Raw genomic sequence first — 16689 nt, 5'->3', positions numbered from 1 at the left:
TGGAGCAGGCTATGCCGCCTTGCGAGCCGATGAGGACTGTCAGCGAGCCCTGGATGATCGGGCCTCCGGATTCCGTCAGGTCGTCTTGTCTGGCAGCGGGTTTGCCCATGGTTTTTCCCTCGGTGATTTTTATGGTGTGCGCGGCCTGAAGTGGCCGTCGAAATCGCCGCGGATGATAGGTCCCGGGATGGGCTTAAACCGAGGGTGCCTAGACGCAATTGCTTTTAAATACAACTCTTACCGAGGCTGGTTGCGTTCCTCAAAAGTAGGCAGTCTTGATAGCAGTAAGTCCACGGCTGGCAGCGTCAATCAGAGTGGCAGGAAAACTCACCAGTCTTCTTTTACCGCCATCACCGCATCCCACCCCGCCGCCGCCCGCCCCGCCAGCCAGGCCGTGACAGTGCCCGACACAACAACCGCCACGCACAGCGCCAGCAGCCGCCCGCCCGGCACATTCAGGTCCATCGTCCAGTGAAAACTCTGCGGGTTGACCACATTCACCAGCACCACCGACACCACCATGCCCAGCAGCACGCCAGCCACTGCGCCCACCGCCGTCCAGGCGGCGCCTTCGCCCGCCACCACGGCCAAAATCTGGCGCCGCGTGAGGCCCACGTGTGCGAGCAGTCCGAACTCTTTGCGGCGGGCCAGCACCTGGGCGCTGAAGCTGGCGGCCACGCCGAACAGGCCGATGCCGATAGCCACGGCCTGCAGCCAGTAGGTGACGGCAAAGCTGCGGTCGAAGATGCGCAGCGAGCGTTCGCGGATGGCGCCGGAGGATGCGAACTCCACCAGGGCGTCGTCATTGCTGCTGCCGCCATCGATGGCACCTTGCTGTGCGCTGCCTGATCGACCCGCCTGCGCAGCGGCCAGTGCGCGTATCGACGTCTGCAGTGCGCCGATGTCTGCGCCCTCGCTGGGCCACAGGGCCAGGTCGCTGGTGCGGGCGTCGCCGGTCAGGCGCAGCCACACGGCGCGGTCCATCACCACGGCGCCGGATTGCCGGGCGTAGTCGCGCCAGATGCCTGCTATGAAAAAGATAGCAGGTTGCGATTTTCCATCAAGCGCTAGAGGGCTAAAAGACTTAGAAAGTGCGGGCCACTCCATGCCGGGGCGCAGGCCGTACAGGTCTACCACCGCCTCGCTGATGTACACGCCGGTGCGGCCTGCGGGCACGGGCAGGGCGTTGCCCACCAGGGGCAGGACCTGCGCGGGGTCGTCGCCCAGTGGGCGGCTCAGCACCATCAGGGCGGGCAGGGTGGGCGACAGTTGCAGGGGGCTGGCGCGCAGGGCCTGCACGCGATCGAGCCCCGGCAACTGGCCCACTGCTTCGGCAAAACCAGCGGGCAGCAACGCGGCATCGGTGCCGCCCGTGCCGCCCGCGCTGATGGCAGAGCGCACATACAGCGGCGATGGCAGCACGGCGTCCAGCCACTGCGTGACGGACCCGCGAAAGCTCGACACCATCACCGTTAGCGCCACCGCCAGACTGAGGCTGGCCACCACGCCGCCCACCGCAATGGCGGCGCTGCCGCGCATGCGCCGCGCGCGCTCCAGCGCCAGCAGCGGCAGTGCATGGCGCGCCGCCAGCGGTTGCAGCCACGCCAGCAGTTGGGCCATGGCCCAGGGCAGCAAGGCGATGCCGCCCACCAGCAGCAGGCCGATGGCGAGATAGGCCGCCAGTGGAATGCCGAACACGGGTGGCATCAGGGTCAGCAGTGCGCCACCGACCACCAGCGCGATGCCCACCGTGCCTTTGTCGGCCTGGCTGGCGGCTGTGCCGAGGCCTTTCAAGGTTTGGGCGGGCGGCAGCAGTTGCGCCGCGCGTGCGGGCCACCAGCCGCCCACCAGCGCCGCCGCTACGCCCAAGGCGCCGTACACCAGTGCGGCTGGTGCGCTCCACTGCAGCGCGGGCTGCACCCCCGAAAAGTATCCGCCGCCCAGGTCGCCGCCCAGCAACTGCAAGGCGGTGGCAGCCAGGGCGGTGCCCAGCGCGATGCCCAGTGCGCTGCCCACCAGCCCCAGCGCGGCTGATTCAGCCAGCACCAGCGCCAACCGTTGGCGCGGCGTGGCCCCCAGCACGGCCAACAGCGCAAACTGCGGCCCGCGCTGCGCCACACTGAGCGCCAGCACCGAGAACACCAAAAACGCCCCGGTGAACAGCGCCACCAACGCCAGCACCGTCAGGTTCACCCGGTAGGCGCGCGACAGGTTGCTGATGCGCTGCGCCGCGTCGCCCGGCTGGGCTAGCACGGCGTTGGCGGGCCAGCCGGGCTGCGCGCGCACGGTCTGCTCCCATGCGTTGCGATCGGTGCCGGGCAGCAGTTGCAGGTCAATGCCGCTGAGCTGGCCCGCGCGGCCGAACAGGTCTTGTGCAGCGCCAATGTCCATCACCGCCAGCGGCGCGCCGCCCGCCGTCACGGTGCCGGCCACCTGCACCGAAAGCGAGGCCTGCAGGCCCACCTGCAGCGTCAACCGGGGGAGCTGCGCAGAGGCTGCGGTGGACAGGCCCAGCGCCTGCAGCGCTGCGGTGTTGAGAAACACCGTGGCAGGTGCGAACAGTGCAAAGCGGTCCGCCGTGTCCCAGGGCTGTGGCATCAGTGCGGGGGCGATGGTGGGCAGCAGCAGTGCATCGGCGCCCAGCACGCGCAGTGTGGTGCGCAGGGGATTGGCAGTGGCGTTTTGCGGTGCGTTGTCTGCGCTGTTCACCGACTGCGCAACAGCCGCCAATTCCAGCAAGGGGCTGGCGTGCTTCACTTGCGGGTCGGTCGCCAGGCGCTCATACAGCGCCTCGGGCAGGTGGCCCTGCATGGCGCGCACCTCCAGGTCGGGCTGCCCGTTGACGGCGCGCACCGCCTGCGAGAACTCGTCCAGCGCCGACGCATTGATCACATGCACTGCAAACGCCAGCGCCACGCCCAGCATCACGGCCGCCACCGCCGCCGCACTGCGCCAGGGGTGGTGACGCAGGTCTTGCCAGGAGAAGGTGCGAAGCAGGGCGAGCATGGCCTGCATTGTGGCCGCTGGCGTGTGCCGCACCGTGTTTGAGGCAGATCAACCTTGCATCACGGCCCCCTTGAACGGGGGCGGGGCAGTTCTTATCTTTGGTCCACGAGCCTGCTTTGGCCCGGTTGTTCAACCCATTTTTCAGGAGCAAGACCATGAACTCTCTCGTTACACGCGGCAGTCTGTTTGATGACTTCTTCAAGGACATTGCGCCGGGCTTTTACGTACGCCCGCTGCATGGCGACAACCTGCCCAGCCCGGGCCAGATCAAGGTGGACGTGAAAGAAACCGAGGGCGGCTACACGGTGCAGGCCGAGGTGCCCGGCGTGGCCAAGGAGGACATTCACGTGTCACTGGAAGGCAATGTCGTCAGCCTGCGCGCCGAAGTGCGCCAGCACGACGAGAAGCGCGAGGGCGAGAAGCTGCTGCGCAGCGAGCGCTACTACGGCGCCGTGGCCCGCAGCTTTCAGCTGCCTGCCGATGTGGACGCCGCGCAGGCCAAGGCCAAGTACGACAACGGCGTGCTGACGCTGAACCTGCCCAAGAAGGCGAACAAGGCGGCGCAGCGGCTCAACATCGAGTAAGTGCGATGAGCGCAGGGCGTCGCTAGCCAGCGATACCCTCGGCGGTCAACCGCAGCACCCGATCCGCCCGCGCCGCCGCTGCGTCCGAATGCGTGACCAGCACCAGCGACGCCCCATGTTCGCGCGTCTGCGCCAGCAGCAGGTCCATCACGCGCGCCGCGGTGGTGGGGTCGAGGTTGCCGGTGGGCTCGTCGGCCAGCAGCAGGGCGGGGCGGTGCACCAATGCGCGGGCAATGGCCACGCGCTGCAGTTGGCCGCCGCTGAGCTGCTGGGGCAGCCGCTCGCCCAGGTCGGCCAGGCCTACAGCGGCCAGCATCTGCTGTACGCGGGCTGGGTCGTTCTGGCCCAGCAGCATCAGCGGCAGCGCCACGTTCTGTGCCACGTCCAGGTGCGGCAACACGTGAAACGCCTGGAACACAAACCCCACACGCGCCCGCCGCCACAGGGCGCGCTGTGTGTCGTCCAGTGCGCCCAGGTCGGTGGTGCCGTGCGTGATGTGGCCCGTGTCCCAGCTGTCCAGCCCCGCCAGGCAGTTGAGCAGCGTGGACTTGCCCACGCCCGAGTCACCCACGATGGCGACGAACTCGCCGGGCGCCACGGTGAAATGCACGTTGGCAAACACCGGTGTGTCGCCGTAGTGTTTGCCCAGGCCGTCGATGCGCAGCAGCTGTGTCATGGCGTGCGTCAGGGTGTGCGTTGAGCAAGGCGTTGCAGCACGGCCTGTACCAGGTTGGCCACGGCGTGGGGCTGGTCGCAGGCGATGGGTTGGCGTTGCGGCATGCTGCGCAGCCAGGTGATCTGGCGCTTGGCCAACTGGCGCGTGGCGGCAACGCCGCGTTCGCGCAGAAACGCCACGTTCAGCGGCGCGTCGGCGCCCCTGGCGGCCTGGAAGTCCAGCTCGTCCCAGGTCTGGCGGTAACCCACGCAGCGCATCGATGGCAGGTCAGGGTGCAGGTCGCCGCGCGCGCGCAGGGCCCGCACTTCGTCGATGAGTCCACCGGCCAGCATCGTGTCGAAACGCTGGGCAATGCGCTCGTGCAGCCAGGCGCGGTTGTCTGGTTCTAAAGAAAAAAGGGCACTAGCGCTTGCTGGTATTGCGCTGTTAGCTCCTCTTTTTGTAGTGTGAAAGCTGGACAGGGGCTGGCCTGAGACATGCCACACCTCCAGTGCCCGCTGAATGCGCTGGCTGTCGCCGGGTGCCAGGCGCGCGGCGGTGACAGGGTCTACGCGCGCCAGTTCGGCATGCAGCGCGGGCCAGCCCAGTTCTGCTGCCTGTGCCTCCAGCCGGGCGCGCACTTCGGGGTCTGCGGCGGGCATGTCGTCAATGCCGTCGAACAGCGCCTTGAAGTACAGCATGGTGCCGCCCACCAGCAGCGGCAGCGCCCCGCGCGCGCGGATCTCGGCCATCAACCGGGTGGCGTCCTGCACAAACTCGGCTGCGCTATAGGCCTGCAGCGGGTCGCGGATGTCGATGAGGTGGTGAGGAACGGCGGCAAGCTCTGCCGGCGTGGGCTTGGCGGTGCCGATGTCCATGCCGCGGTACACCAGGGCCGAGTCCACGCTGATGATCTCCACAGGGATGCCCTGCTTGCCCAGCACGGCCGCCAGGGCCAGGGCGCCAGCAGTTTTGCCAGACGCGGTGGGGCCCGCCAGGGCAATGGTGGGCAAAGTGGTTTTAGGCGTGGTCTCAGTTGCGTTCACGGGGCGCTCCAAATTTTTGTACCAGCGTCCACGAGATCACGGCCAGCACCACCGACCAGAACCAGATGCCATTGATGAGCGGCCACACCGTGCCGTCCAGCCGCATGCCCAGCCAGCCGCCAATCGCAAACGCGGCCAGCATCATCATGAAACCGTTGAGGGCCGACGCCACACCCGCCGCCTTGGGGAAGGGCCCCACCGCGCCACTTTGCCCGCACGGCTGGTGAATGCCATGCCCCACCATGAACAAGTAAAACGGCAGTATCAATGCCCACGGGTTGTGCCAGCCCATCCACGCCACCAGCGCCATCAGCGTGCCGCCGCTCATGCTCAGGGCGCCCGCAATGCCCACCGTACGCTGCAGCCCATGGCGCAGCAGCAGGCTGCGGCACAAAAAGGTACCCGCAAAATAGGCCGCGCAGGCCGACGCCATTACCCAGCCATACATGGTGCGTGTCAGCCCCAGCACGTCAATGAAAACAAACGACGACGCCGCCAGAAACGTAAACAGCCCCCCGTACGTGGCCGTGGTCTGCAGCGAAAACGCCCAGAAGGTGGGGTTGCGCAGCACATGCTTCCAGGTGTTGAACAGCGCCTGCGGTTGCAGGGCCTGCGGATTGCGTTGCGCCAGGGTCTCCGGCATGCGCAGCGCCACCAGCGCCAGCGTGACCACGGCATACACCGTGAGCGCCATCAGCGCCGCGCGCCACCCCAGCCATTCGCTCAGCAGCCCGCCCAGCGGCGCGCAGATGCAGGCCACGATGCCCAAGCCCGTGAGCGCCTTGGACATGGCGCGTGCACCTTCCAGCGGGGTGTACAGGTCGCGCACGATGGCCCGCGCGCACATCACCACGGCGCCCATGGCGGCACCCTGGGCAATGCGCCACACGATTAGCAAACCCATGGTGGGTGCCAACGCACTGCCGATCGAAGCCACGGTGTAAATGCCCAGCCCCGCCAGCAAAACGGGGCGGCGCCCGAAGCGGTCTGACAGCGGGCCCCACACCATCTGCGAACAACCAAACGCCAGCAGCAGCCCGCTGAGCGTGAGCTGCGCCGCTGACATGGGCGCCCCCAGGCTGCGCGTGAGGGCGGGTAGCGCAGGCAGATACAGGTCGGTGGTGACGGGCTGGATGCTGAGCAGCAGGGCCAGCACCAGGATGGCCAGGCCGGGGTTGATCGAGACGGGAGCGGCCGCAGACGCTGCGGTGGCGGAGGGGGCAGACATATCTGTCTGAGCGTACCAGAAGGGCTTCTGATACCTCGCCCGTTGGGCTGCTGCCCGTGGCAGTGAGAATTTGTGCAAATTTGTGTGCGACGCCGGTCGCAGGGGCGACATCTCGCCACCAGGGACGCGCAGCACCATTCGGTGCGGTAGCTGGTGGGCCACCTCGCTCGTTGGGGTGCGTCACCCAGACACCGCACAACACAACAAGGAGACAAGCCATGCACATGATCCACAGCGCATCCGCGGTGTACGCCGTACAGTCAGCGAGGCCCCAAGGCGGAGGGCGCATCGGGGTATTTTCTGCAACGATGCTGCGGGCCGCCTGCGCCGCAGCGGCATTGGGCGCGGCCTTTGCGGCCCAGGCACAGGCACCGGTGCTGCCCGCACCCGAGGCCGTAGCGCTGGACAAGCTGGGCTACATGAGCACCTTCCCGCCCGAGGCGGCGCAGCGTGTGGACCTGGGCAATTCGTACAAGTACCCGCAGTTGCGCTGGACCGTGCAGCACCTGCGCGAGCTGCACCCCACGCGCAACATCCGCCGGGGCAGTACTGCGGCATCGGCGCTGCTGGCCGAGCCTAGGCCGCTGGGCGGCGTTACGTTCGACGACGACAAGGGCCAGCCCATTACCGTGGATCAGTGGCTCACCCGCACCTACACCGATGCCATTGTGGTGATGCACAAGGGCCGCGTGGTGTACGAACGCTACGACAACCAGATGAAGCCGTACACGCCGCACCTGCTGTTCTCGGTGACCAAGTCGTTTACCGGGCTCATGGCGGCGCAACTGGTGCACGAGGGCAAGATCGACCCCGAGGCCCTGGTGACCAGGTACGTGCCCGAGCTTGCCGAATCAGCCTGGGGCGACATGAAGGTGCGCGATGTGATGGACATGACCGGCGCTGTGCGCTTTCGTGAGGTCTACACCGACCCCACTACCGAGATTTTTGGCTACAGCTGGTCCAGCGGCCTGCTGCCGCGCCCACCGGGCTACCAGGGGCCAACCAATGTGTATGACTTTTTGAAGATGCTCAAGAAGGAAGGCGAACACGGCGCGGGCTTTGTGTACCGCACCGTGCATTCAGAGGTGCTGGGCTGGATCGTGTCGCGCGCCACCGGCAAACATTGGGCCGAGCTGATGAGCGACAACATCTGGCAAAAGCTGGGCACCGAGGAAGACGCGCATGTGATGGTGGACAGCGTGGGCACGCCGCTGCAGGGCGCGGGCCTCAATGCCACAGCGCGAGACCTGGCGCGGTTTGGCGAAATGCTGCGCTTGGGCGGCAGCTACAACGGCCAGAAGATTTTTGACAAGGCCGTGATCGACGACACCGCCAAGGGCGGAGATCGCGAGAAGTTCAAGATGGGCGGCATGGCCTTCCGGGCCGGTTACAGCTACCGCAACCAGTGGTGGGTGCTGCACAACGCTGACGGCGCCTACGAGGCTGCAGGCATCCACGGCCAGTTCATTCATGTGAACCCCGCCGCCGAGATGGTCGTGGTCAAGCTGTCGTCGCACCCGGTGGCGGGGGCAGGCTTTACCCACCCGCTCACCCTCAAGGCCTGGGCGGCGCTGGCGCAGGCGGTACGCCGCTGAGGCAGCAAGGCTCCGTTTTCGGCGCGCGGCCTACTTGAGCTTGAAAAGCGAGGCCATCGCCTGCCGATACGCAGGCAACCCCACCGAATTGGTGTTGTGGTGCGACCCGCCCTCCACCAGCACAAACTGCTTGGGTTCCGCGGCCGCGTCGTACAGCTGGCGGCCCAGGGCGGGGCGGATGAGGCTGTCTTCGCTGCCATGCACCACCAGCAGCGGCGAGCCGATCTCGGACACTTTGCGGACAGACTCAAAGCGCTGCGTGATGAGGCCGGACACCGGCAGCCAGCCCCATTTGAAGGTGCTCACCACGTCGGCGATGCTGGTGAATGTGCCTTCAACAATGGTGCCCTGCTCGTCAGGCACCTGGCTGGCCAGGTCAATGGCGATGGCGCCGCCCAGCGAGTGGCCAAAGATGTATCGGGGCTTGCCCGGCTGCTGCTGGGCCAGCCAGTCCCACGCCGCGCGGGCGTCTTCGCCAGCGGTCGCTTCTGACGGGAGCCCGGCGCTGCTCTGGCCAAAGCCCCGGTAGTCGATGGCCAGCACCGAGAAGCCCAGTTCCTGCATGCGCCGGATGCGGCCGGATGAGCCGGATACGTTCCAGCGCGCGCCGTGCAGATAGAGCAGAACGGGAGCATCTGCACGTTCGTTTGCCAGCCACAGACCATGCAGGCACTCAGACTTGCTGGTGGTGCGGGACTGAAAGTCGATCCACACATCCTGCATGTCTGCCGTGGACTGGGCTCCGCCCCAGCTGCGGTCGCTGGGCTGAAAGATCCATTCGCGCTGCTTGGCGTCGAGGGTGGCGCAACCCGCCGTTACGGCGATGGCCAGGGTCAGGGAAACCAGGAGGGTCGTGCGCTTCATGGAGGGGACAGACTCGGCTTTATGTCAGAAAGTTCTGACTCGGCAAGCAGAGTCCGTGCCCATTGTGTGAGCGCTGTGTAAAGACGCGCTGGCCCCCAAGGCGGCTACACCACGCCCTGCGCCAGCATGGCGTCGGCCACCTTCACAAATCCGGCGATGTTGGCGCCGTCCACATAGCTCACCGTGCCATCGCTGCGCTTGCCATAGTGCAGGCAGGCCGCGTGAATGCCTTGCATGATCTCCAACAGGCGCGCATCCACCTCTTCGCGCGGCCACGACAGGCGCGCGGCGTTCTGGCTCATCTCCAGTCCCGATGTGGCCACACCGCCTGCGTTGCTGGCCTTGCCCGGGGCGTACAGCACGCCCGCTGCCTCAAACGCCTTGGCCGCCTCGATGGTGGAGGGCATGTTGGCGCCCTCGGCCACGCAGACCACGCCGTTCTTGATCAACACGGCAGCGTCTTTCTCGTCCAGTTCATTCTGTGTGGCGCAAGGCAGGGCCACATCCACCGGTACATGCCACGGGCGCACGTCCGCTTCAAACTTCGCCCCGGTGCGCTTGGCGTAGTCGCTCACGCGGCCATACAAGTGGTTCTTCACTTCCATCAGCTCGGCCAGCTTGGCGGGGGTAAAGCCGTCTTCGTCCACGATGGTGCCGCTGGAATCCGACACCGTGACCACCTTGGCGCCCAGCTCCATCGCCTTTTCGACGGCATATTGCGCCACATTGCCAGAGCCAGAGACCGACACGCGCAGGCCGTCGAGCGAGCGGCCTTTGGACTTGAGCATTTCCTGTGCAAAGTACACCGTGCCATAGCCGGTGGCCTCAGGCCGCACCAGCGACCCGCCGAACGACAGCCCCTTGCCGGTGAACACGCAGTCGGCCCGGTTGCTGAGTTTTTTCATCATTCCGGCCATGAAGCCCACCTCACGGCCGCCCACGCCGATGTCGCCCGCAGGCACGTCGGTGTCCGCGCCCACATGGCGGAACAGCTCGGACACAAAGGCCTGGCAAAAGCGCATGACTTCGCCCGGGCTCTTGCCCTTGGGGTCAAAGTCGCTGCCGCCCTTGCCGCCGCCCATGGGCAGCGTGGTCAGGGCGTTCTTGAACGTCTGCTCAAACGCCAGAAACTTCAGCACCGACAGGTTGACCGACGGGTGGAACCGGATGCCGCCCTTGTACGGGCCAATCGCCATGCTGTGCTGGATGCGGTAGCCCCGGTTCACCTGCACCGTGCCGTGGTCGTCCACCCACGACACACGGAACATGACGATGCGCTCGGGCTCCACCAGGCGCTCCAGCAGGCCGTGTTCGGCGTAGCGCGGGTGCTCTGCAATAAAGGGCCACAGGCTTTCCATCACTTCTGTAACGGCTTGCAGAAACTCGGGCTGCCCAGGGTTGCGTTGGGCGACGTGTGTAAGGAAGCTGCCTGCGGACGCGTGTTTCATGTTGCTAAAGACTTTCTATTTGAATCAAGGGCGTTGGCAGGCAATGGCGCGCTGCAACATCGAATTATGTTCAAAAGTTATACGTTTATGCGTATGCCTCTGCACAATGGTGGGGAATGTGGCGACTTGGTTGCTGCATATTGGTGCGCTTTAACCGGCGGTTGCCGTTGCCATCTGATGAAAAAACGGTCGTCACGGCGTTGTCACAGGCCGCGCACACAGTTCGGCAGTTCTAAACAACAACGAGGAGAAGAGCATGCACATTTCTGGTGCGAAGTTGGGTGCGCTGGCCGTGGTGGCCACGCTGGCTGCTTGTGGCGGCAACGATGACAACCGCTATCCCACGCTGAGCGGCGATAAACCCCTGGTGATCGGCCACCGTGGGGCCAGCGGTTACTTGCCCGAGCACACGCTGGAGAGCTACAAGCGCGCCATCGAACTGGGTGCCGACTTTGTCGAACCCGACCTGGTCGCCACCAAGGACGGCGTGCTGATTGCCCGCCACGAACCCAACATCACGAGCACCACCGATGTGTCCACCCGCGCCGAATTTGCGGGCCGCAAGACCAAGAAGATGGTGGACGGCGTGCAAGAAGAAGGCTGGTTTGCGTCGGACTTCACCCTGGCCGAAATCAAGACCCTGCGCGCCATCCAGCCTATGGCCGACCGCGACCAGTCGAACAACGGCAAGTTCCAGATCCCCACGCTGGATGAAGTGCTGGACCTGGCCAAGAGCGAAGGCGCCAAGGCCAACCGTACCGTAGGCGTCTACCCCGAAACCAAGCACCCCACCTACCACGTCAACCTGGGCCTGCAACTGGAAGACCGTCTGCTCGCCACGCTGGCCAAGTACGGCTACACCACCAAGGCGTCTCCCGTCATCGTGCAGTCGTTCGAGGTGTCGAACCTCAAATACCTGCGCACCAAGACGCAGATCCGCCTGGTGCAACTGGTGGACGCCAACGATGTCAACCCCAACGGCAGCATGGACCTGACCGCTCCTTATGACAAACCGTATGACTTTGCAGTCGCCGGAGACGCACGCACGTTTGCCAGCCTGCTGACGCCCGCAGGCCTCAAGGAAGTCAAAACCTACGCCGACGGCATCGGCCCCTGGAAGCCGTACCTGATTCCTTCCAAACAGGTGGATGCCAACAACGACGGCAAGGCGGACGACCTCAACGGTGACGGCGTGATCGACGACCGCGACCGCGTGATGATGGCGCCCACCAACGTCGTAAAGGACGCCCACGCCGCGGGCCTGATGGTCCACCCTTACACCTTCCGCAACGAAGCAAAACGCCTGGCGTCGGACTTCAAGGGCGACCCCAAGGCTGAGTACAAGCTGTTCTATCAACTGGGCGTGGACGGCGTGTTCAGCGATTTCCCGGACACGGCCAAGGCAGCGCGCGACAATTGACGCAATGGCGCTCCAGCAAAGTCAAAAGCCCGCAGCTGCGGGCTTTTTCAATGGGCGATGAGCTCGGCGCTAAGCCATTGCCGGTGTACTGGGGACTGCAGCGGTGAGGCCCACCCGCGTCGGCAGATCCATCCACGCCCGCATCAGCGGAGCCTGCTTGCGCAACCAGTGCGTGGGCATGGCCTGCGTGCCCCATACGGGGATGCGGCCCGCGTATTCGCCCATGATCCAGAAATGCCGCAGCGCAAGGCAGGGCGCAATGGCGGCCATGTCGACCTCTTGCACCGCGCGCACGCTGGTGTACCCAGTCAGATGGCGGCGCCAGCGCTCCAGCGCAGCAGCCGAAGCAGGTGTCTCCAGGCTGCGCGGCAACTGCACCCACAGGTACACGCTCAGCTCGTAGGCCAGCAGGCCCGGGCCGGTGTCGTCAAAGTCAAAGAACGCCGCCACGCGGCTTTTTTCACCTCCGACTTCTGGCCCATCGGTCATGAAGTTGTTGCTGCCGTGGCAGTCACCGTGGCAATGCACGCGGGTCAGACCGGGCAAGGTGGCAAAGCGTTCGTGCAGATCACGCGCCAGTGCAGAAAACTCCTGCGCCAGTGCTTCGTCCACCGTGGGCGCAGTCAGCATGCGTTGCAGTGCGGCGTCCAGCAGTTCCGCAAAATCCAGCGCATAGCGGCTCGCTGGGCCCGCGTAGTCTTGCGCTGCGACGTGCAGCTGCGCCAACCCTCGGCCGGTGGCTTCGATGTCCACCAGTGATTCGCCGGGAGGGTCACCCGGCAGGAAGTCGAACAGCATCAGCGCGCGCGGGCCTTCGGGCAGGTCCAGGGCGAAGCTGAATGCGCCATTTGCCGCAGCCAACGGCGCTGATACCGGTATGCCCCGGTCCTTCAGGTGCAGCAGCAAGGCTGTTTCGTAGGCAATGTTCGGCTCGCCACGCGGCCTTTCTGCGCTCAGGCGTGCTTTGGCATGGCGGCCATTGTCAAAACGCAGCTCATACACCTGATTGAGGCCGCGCCGCATCAGCACGCAGTGCTTGACGGCCCCGAGCGCCCAGCCGGACATGACGGCCTGCGCAATGGCCTCGCCCGTAGGCGTTGTCTGTGCGATGGATTGGGCGTTGAGGGCAAACATGGAAGGGCCATCCAGATCGTAGGGCGGCCGATTCTGCCTGTGTCTGCGGTGGGCCACCTTAAGGTCAGCCAAAGGCTCGGCGCTTTTACTGCCGCTTTTTCGGTCGTCTAAACCGTCTAAACGGCACTCCATTTGCGCTGCACTCTCACCTCTTTGCCGGTAATGGTGCCCAGATGCGCTGCAGCGATGGAGGCTTGCGCATCATTCACCGTACGGCCCACACGCAGGCATCCATCCCCGGCAACGCGCAAATTGACCACCCACCACTGGTAACCTTTGCCGTTCTGCCATTGCTGAATCTCGATGAACTCGATAGCGCTAAACCGCGCAATCGGCTGCCTTGACGACGCGATGGTCTGAGAAGGCTTGTCAATCGTGAGACTGCTTCCGTTGACGTTCAGAACGAGGCGGGTGGGTAGGCTTGACTCGATGCGAATCGACGAGAAGGCGACGAACACCCGTCCAAGCGCGTTTCTGATGAAGTGGGCCATGGTGTGAACGGTGCGCAGGCGCAACTGTCAATTAGAGCAGCTAATAAAACTCTTCTGGCGTCGTTGCCGCGTCTTGTCGTACTGCCCGTACTGCCTGCGACGCAGCGCCTAGCCAGAACCGCTTCGCTGAGTTTTGTTAGCCGCTCTTAGGCGATCGATGAGGGGAGGCGGCGCGCTGCAGTCACCACGTTGTTCCACACCCGTGCCAGCCTGGAGGCCACCCACCAGCCGACGATGGCACAGGGAATGGGCCACCCCAACCACCACCAACGCGAGATGACTTCAAGGCCTTGAGCGAACCATCCAAGAGGTGGGAATTGTTCGTAGTAGCCGGCGAAGTTCCACATTGGCATGACAAAGATGCTGAGTGCCCCCAGCGGGACTGCCAGCAGCGTGAAAGCCAATACAAGCAGGCCATAGGACAGCGCACAACACACCAACGCGAAAAGCCAGGGGCGTTGAAGCCTTTGTGGTTTGAACGCGAAAATGAGCGCTATTAATAACGGTGCGTGGGCAAGCGTTAGGTAGACCACCACTACCGCGGCCATCGACGCAGCGAGGTCAGCAGGAAAACCAAGCAGATTCATCGTCGGGGGCTCCGCGAAAAGGAAATGGCGGAGTTTCACCGTCCGCGCAAAAACAGCGCATCCAGTTCTTTCATCGACAACTGCCGCCACGTCGGCCGCCCATGGTTGCACTGGTCCGACCGGTCCGTCGTTTCCATCTGCCGCAGCAGCGCGTTCATCTCGTCGATGGTGAGCTTGCGGTTGGCACGCACGGCGCCGTGGCAGGCCATGGTGCCCAGGATTTCATTGCGGGCGCGCTGGATCACTGTCGTGGCGTCGTGCGCGGCCAGTTCGGCCAGCACGCTGCGGGCCAGTTCCACCGGGTCGCCCTGGGCCAGGGTGGTGGGCACGGCACGCACGGCCAGGGTTTTGGGGGAGAAGGGCACGACCTCCATGCCGAGCGTGGCCAGCACCTCGGTGGACTCTTCGGCAGTGGCGACTTCTTGCGGGGTGGCAGCAAAAGTGGCGGGGATCAGCAGGGGCTGGCTGGCAATGCGGGCGCCGCTGTCCACCTGTGATTTCAGGCGCTCGTAGACGATGCGTTCGTGGGCGGCGTGCATGTCGACGATGACCATGCCCTGGGCGTTTTCGGCCAGGATGTAGACGCCGTGGAGCTGGGCCACGGCCTTGCCCAGCGGCCAGGCGGCGTCGTTGCCGCCACGGCCCTGGGGCCAGGCGGCTTCTTGGCCGGTGCTCGTGTTGGACCAGGTCGCAGCAGGTGGAGTGAAGGACGAGGGGGTGACAGGCTGCGGCACGGCGCCTGCGTCTGCGGTGTTGGCCGCAGCACCCCAGTTCACCAACGGCGCGGAGAGCCCCGCAGGTCCTGTGGCTGCGTCCTCTTTCCTCGGCCCCCACAGCGCCTGCAGGTCGGCCACGTGGTGACCACGTTCTTCAAATTTGATAGCTGCTTGCGCTTGTCTGTTAAGCGTCAGAGGCTGATTTGGCTTGAAATTCTCCATGCTGCCGTGGGTGGCCGAGCCTGTGTCTGCCGAAGCGGCAGCCCCTGCAGCCGCCGCCAGCGCTGCAGCGCGGGGCGCGGCCAGCGCGTTTTCCACGGCATGGCGCACGGCCTGGTGCACCTCGCGGCTGTCTCTGAAGCGCACTTCGATCTTGGTGGGGTGCACGTTCACGTCCACGCGCGCCGGGTCGATCTCGACATACAGCGCATAGATGGGCTGCTTGTGGCCGTGTAACACGTCTTCGTACGCGCTGCGGGCGGCATGGGTGAGCACCTTGTCGCGCACAAAGCGGCCGTTGACGTAGCAGTACTGATGGTCGGGGCGCGAGCGGGCGGCGTCGGGCAGGCCGGCGCGGCCGGTGACGGTGACGGGGCCTACGCGGTGCTGTACGGCCACAGATTGCGTTACGAAGTCTTCGCCCAGCACGTCCGACAGGCGGCGGGCCAGCGCATCTTGTGCATCCCCCTGGCCGGGTACAAAGGTGGCGCGCCATTGCTCCACCAGCTTGCCTTCATGCCAGATGGCAAAGCCCACATCAGGCCGGGCCAGCGCGTGGCGGCGCACCGATTCAATGCAATGCGCCAGCTCGGTGGCGTCGGTCTTCAAGAACTTGCGGCGTGCGGGGGTCGAGAAGAACAGCTCTTTGACCTCCACCGTGGTGCCGGTGCTGCGCGCGGCGGGGCGTAGCTCACCGCTGCGGGCGTCCAGCAAAAAGGCGCTGGCCTGCGCGGTGGGGCGCGAGAGCAGTGACATCTCTGACACCGAGGCAATGGCGGCCAGCGCCTCGCCGCGAAAGCCCATGGTGGCCACGGTTTCCAGGTCGTTGAGGTTGGTGATCTTGCTGGTGGCGTGGCGGCGCAGGGCCACGGGCAGCTCTTCTTGTGGAATGCCGCCGCCGTCGTCTTCCACGGTGATCAGCCGCACGCCCCCGGCCGACAGGCGCACGCTGATCTGCGTGGCGCCCGCGTCCAGCGCGTTGTCCACCAGCTCGCGCACCACCGAGGCGGGGCGCTCCACTACTTCACCCGCGGCGATCTGGCTGATCAGCTCGTCGGGCAGGTCGCGGATGGGGCGGCGCGCGGTGGTGGTGGGGGATGGGACGGGCTGCGCCGCGGCGAGAGAGGAGGGGGTGTCGTTCACGCGGGGGATTTTAGGGCGGGGGCGAGCAAGGGCATTTACAGGGCGCCGCAGTGGGTGTGGGGATAATGCCCGCTGTTTTTTCAATGCCCGGCTTGCCGCCGGCCTCCCCATGGAACTGGTCACTTTTCTGATCGACTTCATCCTGCACATCGACAAGTACCTTGAGATGTTTGTGCAGGCTTACGGCGCCTGGGTGTATGCCCTGCTGTTCCTGATCGTGTTTGTCGAAACGGGTGTGGTGGTGATGCCGTTTCTGCCCGGCGACTCGCTGCTGTTCATCGTAGGTGCGCTGTGCGGTGCGGGGATGCTGAGCTTCCCTTTGGCCTGCACCATCCTGATCGTCGCGGCCATCCTGGGGGACCAGTGCAATTATTCGATCGGGCGGTATTTCGGCCCCAAGGTGTTCCAGTGGGAGGACTCGCGCTGGTTCAACCGCCGCGCTTTTGACCAGGCGCACAACTTTTACGAGAAGTACGGTGGCATCACCATCGTGCTCGCGCGCTTCATGCCATTCATTCGGACTTTCGCCCCGTTTGTGGCGGGCGTGGCCGAG

The 16689-nt window shown here is 65.3% G+C and carries 14 protein-coding genes; 4 read left to right on the top strand and 10 right to left on the bottom strand.

The features are described 5' to 3' along the window. Positions 1–327 precede the first annotated feature (327 nt). Entirely contained in the window at positions 328–3015 is a 2688-nt protein-coding gene (locus ACK4OE_RS22110) for an FtsX-like permease family protein (protein ID WP_409888140.1), read from the bottom strand. Positions 3016–3161: 146 nt separating this feature from the next. On the opposite strand from ACK4OE_RS22110, the gene ACK4OE_RS22105 reads away from it, so the two are divergent. After that, positions 3162–3590 carry an Hsp20/alpha crystallin family protein gene (locus ACK4OE_RS22105; protein ID WP_409888138.1) on the top strand — a complete coding sequence of 143 codons (429 nt, stop codon included), beginning with the start codon at positions 3162–3164 and terminating at the stop codon, positions 3588–3590. A gap of 22 nt (positions 3591–3612) precedes the next feature. Here ACK4OE_RS22105 and ACK4OE_RS22100 read toward each other — a convergent pair whose 3' ends face one another. From ACK4OE_RS22100 to ACK4OE_RS22090, 3 genes are read right to left on the bottom strand one after another with little or no spacing between them, the layout of a single operon-like run. After that, positions 3613–4266: an ABC transporter ATP-binding protein gene (locus tag ACK4OE_RS22100; protein WP_409888136.1), complete on the bottom strand. Its 654-nt coding sequence runs from the start codon at positions 4264–4266 to the stop codon at positions 3613–3615. An 8-nt stretch (positions 4267–4274) separates the two neighbouring features. Continuing rightward, positions 4275–5291 carry a tRNA (adenosine(37)-N6)-dimethylallyltransferase MiaA gene (gene miaA, locus ACK4OE_RS22095; RefSeq protein WP_409888134.1) on the bottom strand — a complete coding sequence of 339 codons (1017 nt, stop codon included), beginning with the start codon at positions 5289–5291 and terminating at the stop codon, positions 4275–4277. Continuing rightward, positions 5278–6519 carry a multidrug effflux MFS transporter gene (locus ACK4OE_RS22090; RefSeq protein ID WP_409888132.1) on the bottom strand — a complete coding sequence of 414 codons (1242 nt, stop codon included), beginning with the start codon at positions 6517–6519 and terminating at the stop codon, positions 5278–5280. Before ACK4OE_RS22090 ends, miaA begins: the two co-directional genes overlap by 14 nt. A gap of 308 nt (positions 6520–6827) precedes the next feature. Here ACK4OE_RS22090 and ACK4OE_RS22085 point away from each other — a divergent pair, with 308 nt between their 5' ends. Then, a complete protein-coding gene (locus tag ACK4OE_RS22085) occupies positions 6828–8114 on the top strand; it encodes a serine hydrolase domain-containing protein (RefSeq protein ID WP_409888142.1) in 1287 nt (428 codons plus the stop codon). 30 nt (positions 8115–8144) lie between these two features. On the opposite strand, the gene ACK4OE_RS22080 is transcribed toward ACK4OE_RS22085, so the two are convergent. After that, positions 8145–8978, bottom strand: coding sequence for an alpha/beta hydrolase (locus ACK4OE_RS22080; protein WP_409888130.1), 834 nt, complete (start codon positions 8976–8978; stop codon positions 8145–8147). A 104-nt stretch (positions 8979–9082) separates the two neighbouring features. Further along, positions 9083–10426, bottom strand: coding sequence for an NADP-specific glutamate dehydrogenase (gene gdhA, locus ACK4OE_RS22075; protein WP_409888128.1), 1344 nt, complete (start codon positions 10424–10426; stop codon positions 9083–9085). A gap of 256 nt (positions 10427–10682) precedes the next feature. Here gdhA and ACK4OE_RS22070 point away from each other — a divergent pair, with 256 nt between their 5' ends. After that, positions 10683–11846: a glycerophosphodiester phosphodiesterase gene (locus ACK4OE_RS22070; protein ID WP_409888127.1), complete on the top strand. Its 1164-nt coding sequence runs from the start codon at positions 10683–10685 to the stop codon at positions 11844–11846. A 69-nt stretch (positions 11847–11915) separates the two neighbouring features. Here ACK4OE_RS22070 and ACK4OE_RS22065 read toward each other — a convergent pair whose 3' ends face one another. The 4 genes from ACK4OE_RS22065 to mutL all read right to left on the bottom strand — a co-directional run bounded on the left by ACK4OE_RS22065 (position 11916) and on the right by mutL (position 16136). Continuing rightward, positions 11916–12980 carry a phosphotransferase enzyme family protein gene (locus ACK4OE_RS22065; protein ID WP_409888125.1) on the bottom strand — a complete coding sequence of 355 codons (1065 nt, stop codon included), beginning with the start codon at positions 12978–12980 and terminating at the stop codon, positions 11916–11918. Positions 12981–13096: 116 nt separating this feature from the next. Continuing rightward, complete coding sequence (locus ACK4OE_RS22060) at positions 13097–13471, bottom strand: hypothetical protein (protein ID WP_409888123.1); 375 nt, start codon at positions 13469–13471, stop codon at positions 13097–13099. Between the two features lie 146 nt (positions 13472–13617). Further along, a complete protein-coding gene (locus tag ACK4OE_RS22055; RefSeq protein WP_409888121.1) occupies positions 13618–14058 on the bottom strand; it encodes a hypothetical protein in 441 nt (146 codons plus the stop codon). A 35-nt stretch (positions 14059–14093) separates the two neighbouring features. After that, positions 14094–16136, bottom strand: a complete 2043-nt coding sequence (gene mutL, locus ACK4OE_RS22050) for a DNA mismatch repair endonuclease MutL (protein WP_409888119.1) — start codon at positions 16134–16136, stop codon at positions 14094–14096. Between the two features lie 109 nt (positions 16137–16245). Here mutL and ACK4OE_RS22045 point away from each other — a divergent pair. Then, positions 16246–16689: VTT domain-containing protein (locus ACK4OE_RS22045; protein ID WP_409888117.1), on the top strand; the 444-nt coding region annotated here is incomplete at its 3' end.

This window comes from Acidovorax sp. (genome assembly GCF_046314175.1).
GTDB lineage: Bacteria > Pseudomonadota > Gammaproteobacteria > Burkholderiales > Burkholderiaceae_C > Acidovorax.
Note: the sequence above shows the minus strand (reverse complement) of the source record. Positions and strands in the feature narration are given on the sequence as shown.